The following is a 20,700-nucleotide window of genomic DNA, read 5'->3' as shown; positions in this document are numbered from 1 at the left end:
GCGTCGATTAATCCTTCTTGAACGCATCCTTGACGTGCTCGCCGGCCTGCTTGAGGTCCGACTTTGCCTGGTCTGTCTGGCCTTCGGCCTTCAGGCTTTCATCGCCTGTGGCGTTTCCGGCAGCTTCCTTGCCCTTGCCGCCGAGCTTCTCTGCTGCGTTGCCAATCTTGTCATCCAAACCCATGGAGATGCTCCTTACAGTTCGTGCTCGCTCCGGTGTGAACCAGAACCTGACCCCTCAATAGTAAGCATACTTTCGAGTATGGCGCTCATTTGCCCGCGGGATTTTTGCCGAGCAGCGCAAGGTAGCCCTCAAGCTGGGCGGCGTGTCCAAAGTCCGTCCTGCCCTCCGGCGCAAGGGCAGCCTCAATCTGCGCGCCGAGGAGCATGTTCAAAAGTTGGCCGGCCAGGACGTGGTCGTCGACGGCGGCGGTCACGTCCCCGCTGTCCCTCGCCTCCGCCAGGTAGCGCCGGATGGCAGCCAGCCATTCGTCCATGGAGCGCTGGTGGATCCCGGCTTTTTCGGCATCGTTGACCGCCCTCTGCCAGAACGGGATAACAATCCGTGCCTCGTTGACGCGCTCCTCATCCAGGGGGAGCACTTCAAGGCAAAAGGCCCGGAGTGCGGCGAGGCCGGACTTGCCCTGCGTGACCTCTGCAATCCGCTGGTTGGTGCGGTTGAACACATGGCTGAATGCGAACTCCAGCAGTGTGTCCTTGGTGGGGAAGTAGGGTTTCAGTGCGCCGTTGGCGAATCCTGCCTCCATGGCAATCTCCCGCATGGTGGCGCCTTCGAGACCTTGCCGGGCAATGATCCGCCAGGTGGCATCCACCAGTTCCAGGCGCCGCTCGTCATGGTCAACAATCTTGGGCACTGCGGCCACTCCCCGAAAAAATATTGGTCCAGCCTCTTGTGAGCCATGTTACGGACGTTTATTCTCTACAACTATAGAAAATAAACCCAGTGGCCGGAAACGGCCCGGACAAAGGTTCACCCCCATGACGCTTGCCCCAACCGAAACTGTCTCCGCCTTTGGCCTGGCAACCGCCGCCGAAATCCTGCAGGTTCGGGCCATCCTGCAGGCGGAAGGCCACCTGGGCCCGCAGCACAGGATCGCCTACCTTGGCCTGCTCGATCCCGCCCGCGGCGCGGCTCCGCAAACCGCGGACCGCCGCTTCCGTGTGTTCATCCACGACGTCTCCGGCGCGGCCCCACGCGACGTCATTGTCTCCGCCACGCACCAAAAGGTGGCCTCCGCCGTCGAACTCGACACCGCGGTGACCGGCGAACTGCCGGTCCTGGAGGAGGAATTCGAAGTGGTGGAGTCCCTGCTGGCCACCGATGAACGGTGGCTCAAGGCGCTGGCGGACCGCGGTCTCGCCGTGGAGAAAGTCCGCGTGGCTCCGCTGTCCGCCGGTGTCTTCGAATATGCCGGGGAGAAGGGCCGGCGCATTCTGCGCGGGCTGGCATTCGTCCAGGAGTTCCCGGAGGACAGCGCCTGGGCGCACCCCGTGGACGGCCTGGTGGCCTATGTGGACGTGGTCAGCAAGGAGGTCACCCAGGTGATCGACCTCGGCGTGATGCCCATCCCGGCCGAGCACGGCAACTACACGGACCCGGAACTGACCGGGCCGCTGCGGACCACCCAGAAACCCATCAGCATTACCCAGCCGGAGGGGCCCAGCTTCACGGTGACGGGCGGCAACCACGTGGAGTGGGAAAAGTGGAGCGTGGATGTGGGGTTCGATGTCCGCGAAGGCGTGGTCCTGCACAACCTTGCCTTCCAGGACTGCGGCCGGAAGCGGCCCATCATCAACCGGGCGTCCATCGCCGAGATGGTGGTCCCGTACGGTGACCCGTCACCGGTCCGGTCCTGGCAGAACTACTTCGACACCGGCGAATACCTGGTGGGCCAGTACGCCAACTCCCTGGAACTGGGCTGCGACTGCCTGGGCGAGATCACCTACCTGAGCCCCGTCATCTCCGATGCCTTTGGCAACCCCCGGGAAATCCGCAACGGCATCTGCATGCACGAGGAGGACTGGAGCATCCTCTCCAAGCACTCGGACCTCTGGAGCGGCGTCACCTACACCCGCCGCAACCGGCGCCTGGTCATTTCCTTCTTCACCACCATCGGCAACTACGACTACGGCTTCTACTGGTACCTCTACCTGGACGGCACCATCGAATTCGAGGCCAAGGCCACCGGCATTGTCTTCACGTCTGCCTTCCCCGAGGGCGGCTCGGATAACATTTCGCAGCTGGCACCCGGGCTGGGCGCGCCCTTCCATCAGCACCTCTTCAGTGCCCGGCTGGACATGGCCATCGACGGGTTCACCAACCGCGTGGAGGAGGAGGATGTGGTCCGCCAGGCCATGGGACCCGGCAATGAGCGGGGCAATGCCTTCTCCCGCAGGCGCACCGTCCTGGCCCGTGAATCACAGGGTGTCCGGGAGGCCGACGCGCGCACCGGCCGGACCTGGATCATCTCCAACCCGGACTCCCGGAACCGGCTGGGCGAACCCGTGGGCTACAAGCTGCATTCCCACAACCAGCCCACCCTGCTGGCGGATCCCGGCTCCTCCATCGCCCGCCGGGCCGCGTTCGCCACCAAGGACCTGTGGGTCACCCGCTACGCCGAGGACGAGCGCTACCCCACGGGCGACTTCGTGAACCAGCACGCCGGGGGAGCGGGCCTGCCGGCCTACGTGGCGCAGGACCGCGATATCGACGGGCAGGACATCGTGGTGTGGCACACCTTTGGCCTCACCCACTTCCCCCGCGTGGAGGACTGGCCCATCATGCCCGTGGACACCGTGGGCTTCAAGCTCCGTCCCGAGGGCTTCTTCGACCGCAGCCCGGTGCTGGATGTCCCGGCCAATCCGAACATGCAGGCTGCGGCCTGCCACACCGAGGGCGGCAGCGGTGGCTCCTGCCACTGACCTCCTTGCGCCGGCAGGGAGCACGACGGCGGCAGGACGGGCCGGTGCCAGGGGTCCGGTCCTGCATCCGCGGCTGGTGGCCGTGGTCACCGCCGTCTGCTGCGCGGCACACCTGTGGCTGGCCGCTGCCGGCCGTCACGGGGTGTGGCTGAGTGTACTCATGCTGGCACTCGCCGCCATCTGCATGCCGTGCGCGGTCCACATCTGGCGGCACAGCCGCGTGGGCGCCCTGCACCAGGTCACCGCCGCTGCAGTGGCCATGGCCGCCGTGCACGCCGTCCTGCTGCTGGCCGCCGGCGGTGCGGGGCACGCCCATGCCGGCGCCCCGCCGTCGTCCGTTGCCCCTGCGGACGGCGCGGCGGAACTGCTGCTGGTCATCGCACTGGAATTGGCGACAGCCCTGCTGGCCGCCGCGCTGGTGGCACGGCTCCGACGGGTGCCCGTTTAGCGGGTGCCGCCCGGCCGGAGTCAGCCCGCGGGGACGCCCAGGGGCCGGGCGACGTGCAGCCGCTCATGCTCCACCAGCCATTGGATGGATTCCAAGACGGCCTGCTCCGGCTCATACCGGGGCGCATAACCCAGCACGGACGCGGCCTTTTCAATGCTGAAGCAGTGGCTGCGGTAGAGGTGGCCCCAGCTGGACTCGGCGTAGTCCCGGGATGTGTTTTCGCGGAAGCGGTCCCACGTCACCGTCTCCAGCACGGCGGCGTGCCCGAACCAGGCGGCCGCGATGTCCGCGTAGCCACGCACGGTCAGGGCCGTCGGGGCCACGATGTTGAAGTCCTCGCCGGCGGCCGCCTCCCGCTGCGCGATGGCCTTTTCGAAAGCCTGGGCGACGTCGTCGGCATGCACGTGGTGCATCAGTTCCGCGCCGCTGCCGGGGATCCGGAGGGGTTGGCCGGCGGAGAGCGTCTGCCAGACGGACGGATCCAGGTTTCCGAGCGGGCCAACGGGGTGCCACCCCGGACCGACGATGTGGCCGGGGTGCAGCGACGTGGTTGCCAGGCCTCCGCTGGCGGTCTCTTCCTTGAGCATCAACGCGATCCGGTTCTTCTGGATGCCGTAGTCGCCAAAGGGTGCTGCGGCGGAATCCGAACCTTCCCGGATGGGCAGCTTCAGGCTTTGCCCGTAGCGCCAGATGGAGCCGCAGTGCAGCAGGTGCCCCACCTCGCCGCGCAACCGGTGCACCAGCGCCGCCGCAGATTCGAGGGTGAAGCAGACCAGGTCCACCACGGCATCCGGCTTGATCGCGGACACCCGCTCGGCGAACGTTCCGTCCCGGTCTTCCTCCTGCCGGTCCGCGGTGACCTGGTGGACCTGTTGCCATTCGGGCGAGTCCGTGTAGGGGGCGCTGGTGCCGCGGCTGATGTTGGTGACTTCGTGGCCTGCGCGGACCAGCCGGGGGACCAGGAACGAACCGATGTGGCCGCTGCCGCCGATGACGGTGACTTTCATTGCTCTCCGATCGTCGTGTTCCCCTCAACGGTAGGGCCCCGGCGGCAGGAAAGGGAGGTCTGGGGGACCTCCCTTTCCTGCCGGTTTGCCGTGCTTCCGCAGAATCAGGCGGGCTTGGCGTACTCGGCCGCGCTGATGACTTCATACCCAACGAACGTCTCGCCGCCCTCCACCCAGGCGTCGTGCCCGGCCGGGATGGAATAGGCGTCACCGGCCTGGATGGTCTTCTGCGTTCCATCGTTGAGCTGCACCGTCAAGGTGCCGCCGGTGCAGAAGCCCAGATGGTTGTTCTGGCAGCTGTCCGTCTTGACCACCGTCTTCACGGTTTCAGACCAGCGCCAGCCGGGCTCGAAGGTGAACCGGCCAAGGGTGGCGCCGCCAATGCTGACCACATCCACCTGGGTCTTGGGTGGGCGGCGCTTCTCATCGGGTTCGTCGAAAGATTTGGTTGCAAGGTCCGTGACCGTTACTGCGGGCATTTCTGGCTCCTTCATAAGGAGTGGTTATTGAGTTCGTCCGGGGCTGTGTGCGCCGGGAAAGGGGACCGGCAGGGCGGGATGTGCCCGTCCAGAACCTGCCGGCCCCGTGTGCGACGCTCCCAATGTGCTCCCGGACGGACCCGATGTCAATGACGCTTCTCGCAGATCAACCTACTTTTCGCCAGGGCCCAGGTCCGGGGCGCCGGCGAACCCCACCAGCCGTGTGGAGCTGCCGTGCAGTTCCAGGATGGCCAGCTCATTGAGCCCCTGCCGGACGAGCGGCCCGGGTATGTAGAGGGTGCGCTGCGGGCCGCGGCTCCAGTAGCGTCCCAGGTTGACCCCGTTGATAAAGGCGTTGCCCTTGGTCCAGCCGTCGAGCCGGAGGTATCGGTCGCCGGGACCGTCGGCAGCAAACGACCCGAAGGACACGGATGGGCCCGCAACGCCGCCGGAACCTTGGAGTTCCCCGGCTTCCTGCCGGAAGTCACCCAGCGGGGCAAGGTCCACCGGCCGGAGGGCCCAGTCCAGAACCTCTGCGCCATCCAGTAGCGCCGGTGCGATCAGGCCCTTCGCTTCGCCGATCCTGGGCCCGTAGTTGACCCTGCCCTGGTCCTCTACAAGCACCTGCAACAGCCCTTCCCGGGGGATGACGATGGAGCGCTCGCCGAGTTCGCGGCTCAGCGTTCCCAGCGGAAAGCCGTCCAGGAAGAACTGCGCCCGGTCACGTACGTCGGTGAAGGAGAGTACACCGCTGCGGGCAAGGACCTTTTCGTAAAGGAAGAATCCGCGGTATTGGCCGGTGGCTTCGGCGGCTGGAACCGCTCCGGCCACCACCTGGGCCGGACTGCCCAGCCATGAGACATCCAGCAGCGGTACGCTTTCCGTCAATTCCACCCCGGCCTGGGCGGCAACAGGCCGGCGGCCTGGTACTTCGGCCGGAACCGGGAAGTGCTTGGCGATGACACTGCGGAACGCGAAGTACTTTTCCGTAGGGAAGCCGTCTTCGGCCAGGGGGGCGTCGTAGTCGTAGGACGTAATGGTGGGCTCGTAGATGCCCTTGTCATTGGCGCCGTTGGTGAAACCGAAATTGGTGCCGCCGTGGAACATGTAGATGTTTACCGATGCCCCGGCGGACAGCAGGGCGTCCAGTTCCGCTGCAGCGGCGGCAGCATCGGTGGTGTGGTGGTGGGTTCCCCAGTTGTCGAACCAGCCGTTCCAGAACTCGGCGCACATCAACGGCCCCGTGGGCTGCCGCTCCCGCAGGAAGGCCAGCCGTTCATCCGCCCTCGAGCCAAAGGTGCCGGTCTTGTGCAGCCCGGGGAGCGAACCGTCCTCGATCATGGTGCCGAAAGGCTGGTCACAGGTGAACAACGGCACCTCCACGCCCGCACGCTTGGCAACGTCCACGAGGTGCTGGAGGTATTCCTTGTCCGCGCCGTAGGCTCCGTACTCGTTTTCTATCTGGAGCAGGATGACGGGACCGCCCGTGGTGACCTGCCGTTCCACCACGATGGGCAGCAGCTGGTCCATGAAGGCATCCACGGCGGCCAGGTAGCCGGGCTCACTGCTGCGCACGCCGATGGTGGGATCCGTGAACAGCCACGCCGGCAGCCCGCCGTTGTCCCATTCTGCACAGATATACGGGCCGGGCCGGACGATGGCACGCATGCCCTCGGCCGCCACGAGGTCCAGGAAGCGGCCAAGGTCCAGGCTGCCATCAGTCCGGAAAACGCCTGGGCTGGGGGCGTGTTCATTCCAGGCCACATACGTTTCGATGGTGTTGAGCCCCATCAGCCGTGCCTTGCGGATCCGGTCTGCCCATGAACCCGGGTGCACCCGGAAGTAGTGGATGGCGCCGGAAAGGATTCGAAACGGCTCGCCGTCCAGGAGGAAGTCGCGCTCGCCGATGGCAAAAGAGGTCAATGGGTATCCTGGGGAGTGCGGAGTGCAGCGGAGAAGGCATAATCGGAGTTGCTCCACACCACGAACAGCAGCGGCGCCGGGGCCAGCGCCACGCCGAGGACCGGCTGGAGCAGGGCGGCGGCAGCGATGATTCCCAGAAGCACCAGCATGGCCAGGCTCAGGTACCAGCGCTGCACGGACACGTATAAAGCGGCCTTGACCAGGCCCTTGAGGCCGGCGGCCGGGAAGAGTGCGACGCCGGCAACCGCCATCACGGCAACGGCCACCGTTAGGGCTGCGGCCACCGCGATCACCGGCACCAGCAGCGCCGCGGCCGGCATGGACTGGACGATGGCCAGGTCCACGCCAAGGAACAGCAGTGCCGCCACGGCGGCCAGGCCCAGCAGGGCCGAGCGCCGGAAGCCGTGCCGGTAGCCCCGCAGGAAGGAGGCGACCGGCTTGACCGCAATACCGTCGTCGTTCAATGCCTTGAAGGCGGCGAACAGGCCGGAGAGAGACGGCGGGACGGTGGCCGAAAGTGCCAGGAAGAACGGCCATGCGGCAACAGGGTCCGCTACCAGGGCCAGGCACAGCACCAGCGGGGCGTTGGCCGCAGCCATCAGCACGTTCCCGGCCAGGAACGTATAAACGAACCCGAAGATGCTCCCAAAGGTGTCAAACCCGGGACTCGGAATCCGCCCGGCCAGTCCGCGCCGCGGTGCTGCTTGCTCCCGCACTGCACTCAACCCTTCATGCCGCTCGTTGCGATGCCTTGGATGAAGTACCGCTGGCCAACCAGGAAGATCGCCAGGATGGGGATCACCGAGATGACCGAGCCGGTCATGATCATTGCGTACTCCGCGTCGAACTGTCCTACGAATGAACGCAGTCCCAGCTGGACCGTCCAGAGCCGGTTGGACGTGAGGTAGATGAACGGCCCCATGTAGTCATTCCAGGTGTTCACGAACGTCAGCAGTGCCAGGCTGGCGAGCGCCGGCTTGGACAGCGGCAGGATCACCCGCGCCCAGATGCCGTACTCGCTCAGGCCGTCAATCCGGGCGGCCTCGCACAGTTCATCCGGGATGGTCATGTAGTACTGGCGCATCAGGAACACGCCGAACGCGCCGAACGCCTGCAGCAGGATCAGGGCGTTAAAGCTGTTGGTGAGCCCCAGGTTCTGCATCATGATGTACTGCGGCACCATGTAGGCCTGCCACGGCACAGCGATGGTGCCGATGTAGGCCAGGAACAGGACATCCCTGCCTGGGAAGCGGACCTTCGAGAACCCGTAGGCGGCCAGGGAACCCGTCAGCACCTGCAGGCACGTGATGATCACGGCCAGGTACAGCGAATTCTGCAAGTAGCCCATCATGGGAATGCGGGTCCAGATGTCCGTGTAGTTGCTCCACACGAATTCGCTGGGAATCCACTGGATGGGAACCGTGAGGACCTGGTTGTTCTCCTTCAGCGACGAGGAGACCATCCAGATAAACGGCACCATGAGTGCCACCACCAGGACGGCGAGGACGGAATAGATGACCAGGTCACTGGTGCGCTTTTCCCGCTCCCGGGTCGAGCGTCTGCGGTCAATCCGACGGCGGTCTTCCGTGGCAGGTGCCAGGCCGGCGAGGGGAGCTTCGGTCTTGAGGTCTTCGGCCATGTTGGTCATCAGCGTTCCCTCCGCTGTTGGATCTTGAACTGCAGGACGGTGACCGTCAGGACGATGAGGAACAGCACCAGGGAGATGGCGGACGAGTAGCCGAACTTTCCTTCACCGATGCCTTCCTGGTAGATGAGCTGGGACAGCACGGTGGTGGAGCGTCCCGGTCCGCCGTTGGTCATGACCACGATCAGGTCGAAGACCTTGAAGCTGGAGACTGTCAGCATGACCACCACGAAGAAGGTGGTGGGCCGCAGGGACGGGATGGTGACGTTCCAGAAGCGCTGCCACGCACTGGCGCCGTCCACCTCTGCCGCTTCATACAGTTCGGTAGGGATGGCCTGCAGCCCGGCCAGGTACAGGACCATGTAATAGCCCATATCCCGCCAGACGCTGGTGATGATGACTGCGGGCAGTGCCCAGTCGGAGCTGGAGGTCCAGCCCGGCGCATTGGCGATGCCAATGGCGTGCAGGAACTGGTTGATGGGGCCGTTGTCCGGGCTGAACAGCATGTTCCAGACCACTGCCACCGCCACCAGGGAGGTGATGTAGGGGAAGAAGATGGCCACCCGGAAGAAGCCAATGCCCTTGAGTTTGCGGTTCAGCAGCATGGCCAGCAGAAGGGCCAGGGCCATGGTGAGCGGAACGTGCCCGATGGCGTAGACCACGGTGTTCCGCAGTGCCACCCAGAAGGAATCGCTGGCGAACATCCGCTGGAAGTTGGCCAACCCCACCCATTTGGGGGCGGTGAAGGAGGTCCACTCCATGAAGGAGAGGGCGAATGCTGCCAGCACCGGAATGAGCGTGAAGGCCAGGAACCCCAGGAAGTTTGGCAGGATGAACGTCCAGCCGATCAGGGTGTTGCGCCTGGCCTGCTTCCGGTTGCCCCGGCCGGCGGCCGGGGCAACCTTCGAAGGAATGGTTTCAGTAGTCATGCTGCTGTTACTGACCGAGGACTTCGCTCTTGACGCGCTTGCCCATCTCGGCAATAGCGTCGTCCACCGGGCGTTCACCCACCATGATGAGGTCGTGCTCCTGGTTCAGGACCTTGTCTGTCGCAGCGGACTTGTCGCTGACCGGCATTTCCAGGGCAATCTGGTCCGGGGTGAAGGCCTTCTTGGACAGGTCGTCCGTGGGCATCCCCTCGAGCTTGAAGTAGGCGTCCTTGACGGCATCGTTCTGCAGGGCCGGAACAACGCCGATCCTGGAGATCGCCTTGGCGCCCTCCTCACCGGCTGCCCATTCAATGAACTTCCTTGCCTCGTCCGAGTGCGCAGCGTTCTTGTTTACGGCGAAAGCCGTGGGGGAGCCGAACGTGGTAACCTTCCCGCCCTCGCTCTTCTGGGGCATGGGAGCCAGGCCCCAGTTTACGTTCGTCTTTCCGTCCTTCTTAGCCTGCAAAACTCCTGCGATGTACCAGGTGCCCATGGGCATCATGGCAGCCTGCCCACTTTCAAACATGGTGCGGTAGCTGGTCTTCTGGCTCTTGGCCGTCCCGAAATCCAGTGTGGCGCCGCTCTTCTGGAGGTCCAGTGCGGTGTTGTACTGGTCCTTGAAGAAGCTGTAGTCGCCGCTGTTCTGGTCGGCGTTGTTCTGTGCGGCGGCGATGGCCTGCACCACGGAACGCCAAATGTGGTGGTAGGTGCCGTACACCTTCTTGCCGCCCGCTTCGGTGGTGAGTTTCTTGGCAAGCGCGGTGTACTCGTCCCAGGTCAGGTCCGCCGGGTTCTCCACGCCGGCGGCCTTGAGCAGGTCCTTGTTGTAGTAAAGCAGCCAGAAGTCCTGCCGGTACGGCGCGGCGAAGTACTTGCCGTTGATATCGAACGCATCAATGCCGGCCAGGTTGTCCTTGCCCACCTTGTCCACCACAGTGTTTATTTCCTGCAGCTGGCCGTTGTTGGCGTAGCGCGCGTAATCAATGACGTTCTTCATGGTCAGGACGTCCGTGGTGTCGCCGCCGGCCAGCATGGTGGTGACCTTCTGGGGGTAGTCGTCCGCCAGGATGTCCACGGGTTCAATGTCCACCTTGGGGTTGGCGGCCTCGTAGCTGTCGAACAGTGCCTTGAATTCGGGGGTGCCTTCGTAGTTCCACACGGACACGGTAAGGCGGGTCTTTCCGTCCTGGCCTTGGGGTTCGGCCGGGCCGGCTGCCCCGGCGCAGCCGGTGAGTCCAAGGCCGGCAGTCACTGCCAGGGCGATGGCGGCGAGGGTTGTGCGCTTCATTGCGGTCTCCTTACTAGGTTTTCAAATGGGCCGCGGGCTGCGGCGGTTACGTTGTCAGGCGCTGAGTGAAAGGTCCGCGGACACCACTTGCGCGGCCAGCTGTTGTCCGGTGAGGTACCGTTCGAGGTCGTTCAGGGCGGCGTCGGACATGCGGCGGGTTTCGGTGCCCAGCGACCCTGCAATGTGGGGGTGATCTGGACATTCGGGAGGTCGTACAGCACCGAATCCGCCGGCAGCGGTTCGGGCTCAGTCACGTCCAGCAGGGCCTGGATGCGCCCGGTAGCGCACTCGGCTTCGAGGGCCTTCGTGTCCACGAGTGAGCCCCTGGCCGTGTTGATCAGCGTTGCGTTGTCCTTCATGGCCCGTAGTTCGGCCGCGCCGATCATGTGTTTGGTCTCGGGTAGGGCAGGTGCATGCACCGTCACCACGTCCGATGCGGCCATCAACTCCGGGAGGGACACCAGCTGCCCTCCCTCCGCGGCCACGGCGGCGGGATCCGCGTAGGGATCGCTGACTAGGCAACGGACATCCTGCAGTTGCTGGACCAGGTGCACTACCCGGCGTCCAATGCGGGAGAACCCGATGACGCCAATGACCCGTCCAATGTTGCCCAGCTCACCCCGTTTCGTGGTGTAGTTCCAGTCGTCCCGGAAGACCCGGGCATCATTGGCCAGCACGTGTGCCTTCTTTCCAGCCAGCACGATGGACGCAAAGGTGAACTCCGCTACCGGGATGGCATTGGCGTCTGCCCCGTTGGTCACCAGGATGCCCCGCTCCCACAGTTCCGGAGTGACAAAGCTGCGCACGGTGCCTGCGCAATGGAATATTGCACGAAGCTTTGGCATGCGTGCGAGGGCGGCACCGTCGAGCCGCGGCACGCCCCAGCTCGTCAGCAGGATTTCAACATCGGCCAGGCGCCCGGCAAGCGCAGGCCGGTCAAGGGACGCGGTCCAGGGTTCCGGGCCGAGATCTACCAGGCGCGCCAAACGGTCAAGCCGTGTGGAATCGAACTGGTCAGCAAATGTTTTCTGGTTCATGACCAGCAGGGCCTTGGGTTTCCGCGCCACTCGGGCCTCCTTTCCTCCGTGAAGTGAAATGCGGGAATCCGCGTTCCATGTCTTGCATCACATCTAACAATCAGTAGATACTCATGAACAAGACAGAACATTCAACATGGTCATGATCGTCCTAAAACGATCGTATTCGAACAAGAGAACCGGTTTCTGCATGACAACCACCACAGGCCATTCCGACGCGGAGCGTCCGGCACCGCTCATCTCCGCATGGTGCCAGGCCGCCACCGCTGCGGAGTTGGTCACGTCACTTCAGGGCGCAACTAAGCGACTGTCCGTCCCGCCCGCTGAGGCGTCCGCATGGAGTGCAGTTCCGGCTGACGCCCTACGCATGATCAGGGAGCAGGCCGGCACGGAACGGGGAACTCCGTGGCCGCAGCCCCTGGTGTCCCATTACGCGCGCTTCTTCCGCGACGGGAACCGTACCGCGTACGAAAGCCTGGTGCGTGCACGGCAGCAAAGGCTCACCCGCGCGGTGGTCATGGCCCTGACGTCAGCGGACCGTGAGGCCACCGACCTCTGGCTCGACGAATCTATCGACGGTGCCTATCTTCTGTGCGAACAGAGTTCCTGGAGCTGGGCGGCCCACGATGATGTCTACAGCCGCTCTGGAGAAGTTGTCCCGGACCTGGCCCGGCCCTTCCTGGACCTGGGCGCCGGCGAGGTGGCTGCCCAGCTGGGCTGGCTGGACCACGTGCTGGGCAGTGAACTCGACGCGCGAGCCCCTGGCCTGCGGCGGCGCCTGCGCGATGAGGCGGCTGCACGCGTCTTCCAGCCGTTCCTTGAACGGCTGGACTGGCACTGGCTGGGCCTGGACGGGGACGTCCACAACTGGAACCCGTGGATCCACTCGAACCTGGGCGCCGCCGCACTGTTCCTGGTGGAGGATCCCCACCTCCAGGCACGGATCATGGAACGGTGCATCGAGGGCCTGGACCGCTTCCTGGCCTCAATCCCGGTTGACGGCGCCATCGATGAAGGATTCGCCTACTGGTGGAACGGCGCGGGGCGGGCGCTGGAGGGGCTCAAGCTGCTGGAGGAGGCCACCGGAGGAGCCGTCGACGCCGGACTGCCAGTCGTCCGTGAACTGGTGGCCTTCCCGCACCGCATGCACATCGGAGGTTCCTGGTTCCTGAACGTGGCAGACGGGCCGGCGCGGGCGGCGGACGCCCTCCCCTGGGACATGCTGCACGGCTGGGCGGGCCGGCTGGGGGACCAGGATGCAGCGAACCATGCCGCGTCGATGCTCGCCCGGGAGCCGGATGCCGCTGCCGGGCTGGGCCGCGTCCTGCACTCGCTCCTCGCCACCTCACCGAGGCCCGCAGGGATCCCGCCACTGGTTTCCTTCAGCTATCTCCCGTCCGTCCAGATCATGGTGGCCCGCCAGAAGGCCGGGTCTACGGAGGGGCTGCTCCTGGCAGCGAAGGGCGGCCACAATGGCGAGCACCATAACCACCAGGATGTGGGTTCTGTGGTGGTGGCGGTGGATGGTGTTCCCCTCCTGGTGGACGCCGGCCAGCCCACCTACACGGCGAAAACCTTCGGCCCGGAGCGCTACGGCATCCGCGCCATGCAGAGCGCATGGCATAGCGTCCCGGCGCCATGGGGGCTTGAGCAGGGCACGGGCAGCGAATTCACCGCCCAGGTCCTTCGGCAGCCCACGGTCCACCAGCCCCGCCTGGAACTTGCCCTCGGCGCAGCCTATGGCCTCGATCCCGGGCAGTGGGTTCGAACTTTCGATCTCGACAGAAACACCGGCCGCGTCACCATCGGGGACCGCTGGGAGCTTCCGGAGTCCGCGGCACCGGGGACGCCCGACGTCGACATCACCTACCTCACGGCCGGTACCCTGCGCCGTGGACCGGACGGGGCGGCCACTGTGCATCCCGCCGGAATCCCCACCGCCGCAATCCCGGGAAAACCATCGGGCCGCGGAGCCGTGCTGCGCTGGGAGCCGGCCACCGCCGTCGTGCTGGTGGATGAATGGCACCTGGATGATCCGCTGCTGGCGGACATCTGGGGACAGTCCCTGACCCGGCTTCGCTTCCGCATGCCCGCAACAACCGGTGCCGACGGCGCATTCACCCTCACCGTGGAGGCAGCATCATGAGTCCTGACCAACCCGCCGAGCCCGCAGGAAAATCCCTCTTCTCGCTTCAGCGCAGGGAGCGGCTCATGGAGGAGCTGCGCGCCCACGGCGCCATCACCGTCCGGGACATCGCCGGCAAGCTGGGCGTCAGTGAACTCACCATCCGCCGCGACGTTAATCTACTGGCAGATGAGGGCCTGGTGTCCCGCGTGCACGGCGGGGCCACGCTTCCCAGCCCGCTGGACCGGACCGCCGCCGGGCGCGCAGTAACCCACAGCTACTCAATCGGCATGGTGGTGCCGTCCCTGGATTACTACTGGCCGCAGGTCATCAGCGGCGCCCGTGCCGAAGCGGAAGAGCAGAACCTGCGGATCATGGTCCGGGGTTCCACATATGACGCCGCGGACAACCGCCGCCAGGTACAGGCCCTGCTGGACACCCAGAACATTGACGGGCTGATCGTGGCACCTGACATGGGAGGGGAACGCGGCCAGGAACTGCTGCGGTGGCTGAACGCGCTTCCCATTCCCGTGGTGCTGGCCGAACGGCGCGCACCCGCAGAAGTCCCCGCCCACCGCCTGGAATGGGCGGCAACGGACCACGCGTTCGGTGCCGGCATGGCCGTGCGCCACTTGTGGCAGGAAGGGCACCGGCGGATCGGCTGCCTGACCGACTCGTCCAGCCCCACCAGCCCGCACGTGGTCCGCGGTTGGCAGCAGGCCCTGGCGGCGCTGAAAATCCCACTCCAGGAAACCGTCCACGAGGATTCGGTCAAGCAGGGGGACGGCGGGCGCAGCGCCCACTTCGATCATGTCCTGGAGCTCTGCCGCAAAACCGGCACCACGGCCATGCTGGTGCATTCAGACACCCAGGCGGTGGCGTTCGTGCAACATTGCGTGGACCGGGGGCTGGCAGTTCCGGGCGACATCGCGGTAGTGGGCTACGACGACGAGGTAGCCTACCTGGCAGAGCCGGCCATCTCTGCCGTCCGTCCGCCCAAGCACTACGTGGGCAAGGTGGCTGTGCAGCTCATGGCAGCTCGGCTTGCCGAGGGGCGCATGCGCCCGGTGCACCGTGTGGAACTCAACCCCGAACTGATCCTGCGGGACTCCTCAATAGGCGCTCCGCGGCTGCCTGCCATGGGCGTACTCGAGGATTCCCGGTGACCGCCCCGCTGGGCGGTGCGCCCACCGCCCTGCTCCTCACCGGCGAGGGACGGTATGCGGATCCGTGGCACCCGTTCGCTGACACCTCGCATGCGTTGGCAGGCCTGTTGCGGGACACGGGCTTCGACGTCGTCATTTCCGGCGATGTTGACGAAGCGCTGGCCGACCTTGCACATGCGGACGCCACTGGCCTTCCTTCGGTACTGGCCGTGAACGTCGGCCTGCCCCGTGACGGCCGCCCGTCGCCGGGAACGCCGGATGCCTCGGCAGGGCTAGTGCGGTGGCTGGGCTCGGCCCGGCCAATGCTGGTGACCCATTCAAGCTCCACCAGCTTTGTTGACCTGCCTGCCTGGGAGGACGGGCTGGGCGGCCGCTGGGTCAGGGGCACGTCCATGCACCCGGATTATGGGCCGGCTGCCGTCCGTCTCCTTCATGACTCCGGGCCGGTGGTTGCCGGCATCCCGGATTTCGTGCTGCCGGATGAGCGCTACAGCTATCTCAGCACCTGCCCGGACATCACCGTTCACGCCACCCACAGGCACGACGGACGCGACCATCCGCTGATGTGGTCCCTGCACCGGGGGACCGGCACGGGCGGCAGGCGGGGCCGGACCTTCTATGACGCCCTGGGCCACGACGCCGCCTCGTATTCGTCCCCTGAACACCGTGCCATCCTGCTGCGGGCCATCGCCTGGCTCGGTGGCAACTGAGACAACCCAAGGAATCCATGACCACCTCTGCACTCCCTGCTGCCCTGGTCCTTCCGCCACTGGACCGCGAACTCTCCCCGTTCACCGGCTTGACCCGTGAGCACTGGTGCGCCTGCGCCGACCACCTGCTGCGGTCCGCTCACCGTTACGCCACCGGTGATCACGCCAACTTGTACCTGCCCGGCGCCACCAGCAACTATGGCCCTCGCAGCGACTCCCTGGAGGCCTTCGCCAGGACATTCCTGCTGGCGTCTTTCCGGATCGCCGGCAGCCCGGAGGACACCGGATGGCTTGTGGATTGGTACGCGCAGGGGCTTGACGCCGGAACCGACCCGGCCAACCCTGACCGCTGGCCCACGCCGGGGAGCTGGGCCAGGCGAAGGTGGAAGCCGCCTCGCTCGCGGTGGGCCTGTCGCTTACCCGGGAGCTGCTGTGGGACAAGCTGCCGCAGCGGGTCCAGGAGCAGCTCATTGCCTGGTTCGAGACCGTGATCGGCGGCCAGTACCCGCCCATCAACTGGGTGTGGTTCCAGATCGTCGTGGAGATGTTCCTGGCCAGCGTGGGAGGCCAGTTCTCCAACGCCGACATCGACGCCGGCCTGGCCATCCACGACTCGCTGTACCGGGGCCATGGCTGGTTCGCCGACGGCCCGGAGCGGGCTTACGACCACTATGTGGGCTGGGCATTCCAGGTCTATCCGCAGCTGCTGCAGCTGATGGTACCGGAGGACCCGCGTGTCCAGGCCAGAACTGCTGTTGACGGGGAACGGCTTGCCGATTTCCTTGATGACGCCGTGCATCTGGTGGGGGCTGACGGCGCCCCGCTGGTCCAGGGCCGGAGCCTGATCTACCGGTTTGCGGCGGCTGCGCCCTTCTGGTCAGGGCAGCTCTTGGGCCATACCCGGCTCAGCCCTGGCCTCTCGCGGCGGGCCGCGTCCGGGATCCTGGGCTATTTCCTGGAACGCGGGGCAGTGAACCGCGACGGTTTGCTGACTATCGGGTTCCACGGCGAGTTTCCCGGCATGAAGCAGGCCTACTCCGGGGCCGGCTCGCCCTACTGGGCGGCCAAGGGGATGATGGGCCTGGCCCTGCCGGCAGACCATCCCGTTTGGACCGCGGTGGAGGAGCCGTTGCCGGTGGAGGTTGGAGACACGCAGCGCTTCATTGTTGCGCCGGGCTGGCAGGTGGACGGGACTGTGGCAGACGGCATCGTCCGGGTCCTCAACCATGGGACCGACCACGCCAACCCCGGCGTCCAGGTGGCCGATTCGCCGCTGTATGCCCGCTTGGGCTATTCCACGGCCACCTTTCCGGACTTGGAGCCGGAGTCGCTCGATAACGCGGTGGTCTTCGAAGATGCCGGCGGCCGGCTGACGCACCGCACGGGATTCGAATTCTTGGGGCACTTCACGCTGGACGGTATTCAGGTGGGAGCCTCCCGGACCGCCACCAGCTGGATCGCCATTGATCCCGACTGCGGTCCCGACCACGGCAGCGGCGCCGCCGGGACCGCAACTCCAGGCCCCGAGGCCACAGTGGTGTCCCTGACGCGCGGTGCCGTAGAGCTGCGGCTGGTCCGCGTCCGTGGCGGGTCCAGCCTTGCCGCCAGGATGAGGATCGGCGGGTGGCCCATCGAGGCAGGCTCCGCGCTTGCCTCCGAGGTCAGGCCCGTCCCCTGGGGAGGGAAGCTCGACGACGGCGGAACCTGGGGACGGCAGGCGCCGTACCCTATGGGATCACACCTGACCATCCCCTGGATCGGCACGTCGGGTGGGGTTGCAGACGGCGACTATGCCGCCGTCGTCGGACTGGGCGGACAAGGCCTGCATGTGGAACTGGACGGCTCGCACGTCCTGCCGGACGGCCGTTTTGCCTTCGTCGACGGCAGCACAGTGGATCCCATCGACGTCTGGGCCCGGCTCGGGCTGTAGCCGTTTGCGCCTACTACTCCTGGAACCACTCCCGGGCAGGGTTGGTCACCGCCGGGGCTGAACGGGCCAGCTCCGGCTGGGCGGCCCACTTCACGCCGTTGGCCAGGACCCGCTGGATCTGCGGGTGGTGGTACACCGGGTACTCCTGGTCGCCGGGGCTGAAGTAGAAGATGCGGCCCTTGCCCCGGGTGAAGGTGACGCCGGAACGGAACACCTCGCCGCCCGCGAAGGAGCTGATGAAGATGAGGTCGTCCGGCTCCGGGATATCGAACAGCTCGCCGTACATCTCCTGTTCGGGGATGACGATGGGACTGTCCACGCCTTCGGCGATGGGATGGGACGGCTTGACGGTCCAGACCAGTTCGCGCCCGCCGTCGTTGCGCCAGGCGAGGGAGCAGCTGGTGCCCAGGAGTTTGGTGAAGATCTTCGCGAAGTGCCCCGAATGGAGCACAATCAGTCCCATGCCGCCAAGCACGTGCCGGTGGACGCGTTCGACGACGGCGTCGCCCACCTCGGCGTGGGCCATATGGCCCCACCAGAGCAGGACGTCCGTCTCCGCAAGCACCTCCTCGTCAAGGCCGTGCTGGTCGTCGGTAGCCAGGACCGCCGTCGTGATGTCAGCGTCCGGGAAGTAGGAACGAAGTCCTGCCGCAAGGGCACCGTGGATGCCGTCAGGATAGATCTCCCCGATGTGCGACGGCTCGTTGATGGCCTCGTGGACGCCCTCGTTCCACACCCGGATCCTCAGTTTGCCGTTCATTAGAGACGAACCTCCCTCTGCTCAAGTGCGGACTGGTAGCACGCGTCGATGATCTGTGCACGGTAGAGCGCGAGGGAGCCGTCATGCCCGGCCCAAACGGCGTCGCCGCCGCGCACTGCCGTAACGAAGTCTTCCACCACTGCGTCATGCGCGCGGCCCGGGAGCACAGTTGGCACGTAGTCTGCGGATTCGCCGTCCTTGTCGGTAAACACCCGGAGCTGGCCGACCGGCGGGAAGGGTGCGCCGTGCACCTTGAGCTCCGCGCCGCCGTCGGTGCCGTAAACCGTGAAATCGAGCAGGTCGTCCTGTTCCCGGTAGGTGGCCCAGCCCGCCTCGATCAGCAGTGTGCCGCCGCCCTCAAGCCGGAGGAACGCTGACGCGAAGTCTTCCACCTCGAACGCGTGGCTGGTGGCCTGGGCCGTATACCGGCTGCCGCCGCCCTGCCCTGCGGGCCAAGCTCCGAGTGGGTGGCGGCGGAGACAGCCAGCACCTTCGGTTCGCCCAGGAGGTGGAGGGCGTAATCCAGCGCGTGCACGCCGATGTCCGCCAGCGGTCCGCCGCCGGCAAGTTCGGGGTTGGTGAACCAGCTTCCCAGCGTCGGGATGCCGGAGCGGCGCAGCCAGGAAGCCTTGGCGTAGTAGGGCCGGCCCAGCCCGCCGTCGTCGATCACTTCCTTCAACGCCTGGATGTCGCCGCGCCGGCGGTGGTTGAAGGCGACGTCCAGGACACGGCCTGCCTTGCGGGCGGCGTCCACCATGGCCTGGCCCTCGACGGCGTTGCGCGCGATGGGCTTTTCGCTCAGCACGTGGATTCCCCGCTCCAGGGCGGCGATGGCGATGGGTGCGTGGAGGAAGGTGGGCACTGCCACACTGATGGCGTCCAGGCCGCCGTGGTCCAGCATGTCCTGCCAGTCCGCGAAGGCGTTGGGGATGGCGTATTCGGCCTGCAGGGAGTCACGGAGCTCCTGCTCCATCCCGGCCAGCGACACGATGCGGACACCGTCCAGCTCGGAATAGGCCTTGAGGTGCTGCTGGCCGGCCCAGCCAATACCCACCACGCCCACGCGCAGTTCCGGGTTTCCTCCTGGCGCTGGCGGCTGCTGGACGGGGGTTTGCTGGTTGTTCACGAGGTTCTTTCCTTTTCCGGGCGGCGTTGGGGTGAGGGTCATGGAATCGATTCCAAAATGGTTGGGGGTGGATCGCAGAGGTTTTGGAATCGATTCCAAAATCCTTTCAGGAACTGCCCCGGGGAGTCAACCCCTGTCAGTTCTTTGTGGAATCCCGGATGACGAGCTCGTGCGGGAGGAATGTCCGGCCGCGGCGGTGGGCCTGGCCGGTCATCCGTTCGAGGAGTGCTTCGAAGGCCACGCGGCCCAGGTCGTAGGCCGGTTGCCGGATGGTGGTGAGCTCCGGGATGCACATCTCCGCCTGGATGGAATCATCGAAGCCGGCAACCGCCACATCGTCCGGCACCCGCAGGTCGGCGTCGATGATTTCCCGGACGCAGCCTGCCGCCACCGTGTCGCTGCCGCAGAACACGGCATCGGGCAGGCGGTCCATGGCCAGCAGTTCCCTGGTGAGGCGGCGGCCGGCGTGGAAATCGAAGTCACCGTTGGCGAACAGGCCCTGTTCCGCGGCCAGGCCCGCCTCGGACAGGGCCTCCCGGAACCCCTGTTCGCGCAGCCTGCCGGAGCGGGCAGCCCGGTTGCCGATGATGGCAAGCCGCCGGGCGCCTGTCCCGATGAGGTGCCGCGTAATGTCGTAAGCGGCCTGCCGGTCGTCAATGGATACACCGAACGCTGCCTCGGAATCGACGATCTCGCAGACCTGGACAACGCTCAGCTGCTCAGCCAGCGCTTCAACGTGGCCGTCCGGCATGGTGGGGGAAAACAGGATCAATCCGTCCACGGACCCGTTGCGCAGCATATCCACGAGCTGCTGTTCCCGCTCGAGGTCGCCGGACGTCGGGGCGATCAGGCTGACATAGCCGGACAAGGCCGCGGCGTCACCGAAGCCACGGAACGCTTCGCTGATGACGGGGGACTCGAGGTTTTTCGAGAGCGCCAGGATGCGCATGGTGCGGTCGCGGCGCAGGTCGCGTGCGGAGGCGAGCGGGCGGTAGTTGAGCTGCCGGATGGCACCGGCCACCTTTTCCCTGCTTGACGCGCTCACGGCCGGGCTTCCATTCAGCACGCGCGATACCGTGCCGACGGACACTCCCGCCGTTTTGGCGACGTCCTGCACAGTTGCTCGAGCCATTCCGATTCGTCCTTCCGCGGCCACTGGCCGAAGCCGCCCTCCACCCGGTGGT

At 66.0% G+C, this 20,700-nt stretch carries 19 protein-coding genes and 1 pseudogene; 7 read left to right on the top strand and 13 right to left on the bottom strand.

What is annotated here, in order from left to right; translation table 11 throughout:
- Positions 1-7 precede the first annotated feature (7 nt).
- Together OUO20_RS15450 and OUO20_RS15445 are read right to left on the bottom strand one after the other, a co-directional pair.
- Entirely contained in the window at positions 8-184 is a 177-nt protein-coding gene (locus tag OUO20_RS15450) for a CsbD family protein (protein ID WP_018770044.1), read from the bottom strand.
- Positions 185-269: 85 nt separating this feature from the next.
- Positions 270-875 (bottom strand): TetR/AcrR family transcriptional regulator, encoded by a 606-nt coding sequence (locus OUO20_RS15445; RefSeq protein WP_056392088.1) that lies wholly within the window; start codon positions 873-875, stop codon positions 270-272.
- 124 nt (positions 876-999) lie between these two features.
- On the opposite strand from OUO20_RS15445, the gene OUO20_RS15440 reads away from it, so the two are divergent.
- Both OUO20_RS15440 and OUO20_RS15435 read left to right on the top strand, forming a co-directional pair.
- Positions 1,000-2,943: a primary-amine oxidase gene (locus tag OUO20_RS15440; RefSeq protein WP_268002100.1), complete on the top strand. Its 1,944-nt coding sequence runs from the start codon at positions 1,000-1,002 to the stop codon at positions 2,941-2,943.
- Positions 2,927-3,391, top strand: coding sequence for a hypothetical protein (locus tag OUO20_RS15435; RefSeq protein WP_268002099.1), 465 nt, complete (start codon positions 2,927-2,929; stop codon positions 3,389-3,391). The genes OUO20_RS15440 and OUO20_RS15435 overlap by 17 nt, the downstream gene beginning before the upstream one ends.
- A gap of 20 nt (positions 3,392-3,411) precedes the next feature.
- Here OUO20_RS15435 and OUO20_RS15430 read toward each other — a convergent pair whose 3' ends face one another.
- The 8 genes from OUO20_RS15430 to OUO20_RS15395 form a co-directional block, all read right to left on the bottom strand.
- On the bottom strand, positions 3,412-4,398 hold the full coding sequence (locus OUO20_RS15430) for an NAD-dependent epimerase/dehydratase family protein (protein WP_268002098.1): 987 nt from the start codon (positions 4,396-4,398) through the stop codon (positions 3,412-3,414).
- A gap of 104 nt (positions 4,399-4,502) precedes the next feature.
- Positions 4,503-4,877 carry a cupin domain-containing protein gene (locus OUO20_RS15425; RefSeq protein WP_268002097.1) on the bottom strand — a complete coding sequence of 125 codons (375 nt, stop codon included), beginning with the start codon at positions 4,875-4,877 and terminating at the stop codon, positions 4,503-4,505.
- A 171-nt stretch (positions 4,878-5,048) separates the two neighbouring features.
- Entirely contained in the window at positions 5,049-6,800 is a 1,752-nt protein-coding gene (locus tag OUO20_RS15420; RefSeq protein WP_056391854.1) for a glycoside hydrolase family 35 protein, read from the bottom strand.
- Entirely contained in the window at positions 6,797-7,516 is a 720-nt protein-coding gene (locus tag OUO20_RS15415) for a hypothetical protein (RefSeq protein ID WP_235509809.1), read from the bottom strand. Before OUO20_RS15415 ends, OUO20_RS15420 begins: the two co-directional genes overlap by 4 nt.
- A gap of 5 nt (positions 7,517-7,521) precedes the next feature.
- A complete protein-coding gene (locus OUO20_RS15410) occupies positions 7,522-8,448 on the bottom strand; it encodes a carbohydrate ABC transporter permease (protein ID WP_082581756.1) in 927 nt (308 codons plus the stop codon).
- On the bottom strand, positions 8,448-9,374 hold the full coding sequence (locus OUO20_RS15405; protein ID WP_056391847.1) for a carbohydrate ABC transporter permease: 927 nt from the start codon (positions 9,372-9,374) through the stop codon (positions 8,448-8,450). The genes OUO20_RS15410 and OUO20_RS15405 overlap by 1 nt, the downstream gene beginning before the upstream one ends.
- A 7-nt stretch (positions 9,375-9,381) precedes the next feature.
- Entirely contained in the window at positions 9,382-10,662 is a 1,281-nt protein-coding gene (locus tag OUO20_RS15400; protein WP_056391844.1) for an ABC transporter substrate-binding protein, read from the bottom strand.
- Positions 10,663-10,793: 131 nt separating this feature from the next.
- Positions 10,794-11,729, bottom strand: a complete 936-nt coding sequence (locus OUO20_RS15395) for a hydroxyacid dehydrogenase (protein ID WP_268002096.1) — start codon at positions 11,727-11,729, stop codon at positions 10,794-10,796.
- 160 nt (positions 11,730-11,889) lie between these two features.
- On the opposite strand from OUO20_RS15395, the gene OUO20_RS15390 reads away from it, so the two are divergent.
- From OUO20_RS15390 to OUO20_RS15375, 5 genes are read left to right on the top strand one after another with little or no spacing between them, the layout of a single operon-like run.
- A complete protein-coding gene (locus tag OUO20_RS15390) occupies positions 11,890-13,845 on the top strand; it encodes a heparinase II/III family protein (protein ID WP_268002095.1) in 1,956 nt (651 codons plus the stop codon).
- A complete protein-coding gene (locus OUO20_RS15385; RefSeq protein WP_056391843.1) occupies positions 13,842-14,990 on the top strand; it encodes a LacI family DNA-binding transcriptional regulator in 1,149 nt (382 codons plus the stop codon). Before OUO20_RS15390 ends, OUO20_RS15385 begins: the two co-directional genes overlap by 4 nt.
- The gene (locus OUO20_RS15380; RefSeq protein WP_056391841.1) at positions 14,987-15,700 is read left to right on the top strand and encodes a ThuA domain-containing protein; all 714 of its coding nucleotides are present in this window, start codon (positions 14,987-14,989) and stop codon (positions 15,698-15,700) included. The genes OUO20_RS15385 and OUO20_RS15380 overlap by 4 nt, the downstream gene beginning before the upstream one ends.
- Before the next feature lie 17 nt (positions 15,701-15,717).
- Positions 15,718-16,191 carry a DUF2264 domain-containing protein gene (locus OUO20_RS21570; protein WP_326498045.1) on the top strand — a complete coding sequence of 158 codons (474 nt, stop codon included), beginning with the start codon at positions 15,718-15,720 and terminating at the stop codon, positions 16,189-16,191.
- Positions 16,083-17,630, top strand: a complete 1,548-nt coding sequence (locus tag OUO20_RS15375) for a DUF2264 domain-containing protein (protein WP_326498044.1) — start codon at positions 16,083-16,085, stop codon at positions 17,628-17,630. The genes OUO20_RS21570 and OUO20_RS15375 overlap by 109 nt, the downstream gene beginning before the upstream one ends.
- Positions 17,631-17,643: 13 nt before the next feature.
- Here the strand turns inward: OUO20_RS15375 and OUO20_RS15370 are convergent, their stop codons facing one another.
- The 3 genes and pseudogenes from OUO20_RS15370 to OUO20_RS15360 all read right to left on the bottom strand — a co-directional run bounded on the left by OUO20_RS15370 (position 17,644) and on the right by OUO20_RS15360 (position 20,648).
- Positions 17,644-18,390, bottom strand: coding sequence for a ThuA domain-containing protein (locus OUO20_RS15370; RefSeq protein ID WP_268002094.1), 747 nt, complete (start codon positions 18,388-18,390; stop codon positions 17,644-17,646).
- Positions 18,390-19,516 (bottom strand): annotated as a pseudogene (locus OUO20_RS15365) (Gfo/Idh/MocA family protein). Before OUO20_RS15365 ends, OUO20_RS15370 begins: the two are co-directional and overlap by 1 nt.
- Before the next feature lie 136 nt (positions 19,517-19,652).
- Positions 19,653-20,648, bottom strand: a complete 996-nt coding sequence (locus OUO20_RS15360; RefSeq protein WP_268002093.1) for a LacI family DNA-binding transcriptional regulator — start codon at positions 20,646-20,648, stop codon at positions 19,653-19,655.
- Between the last annotated feature and the right edge of the window lie 52 nt (positions 20,649-20,700).

It is taken from the genome of Arthrobacter sp. FX8, assembly GCF_026723805.1.
In the GTDB taxonomy this organism is placed as follows: Bacteria; Actinomycetota; Actinomycetes; order Actinomycetales; family Micrococcaceae; genus Arthrobacter.
Note: the sequence above shows the minus strand (reverse complement) of the source record. Positions and strands in the feature narration are given on the sequence as shown.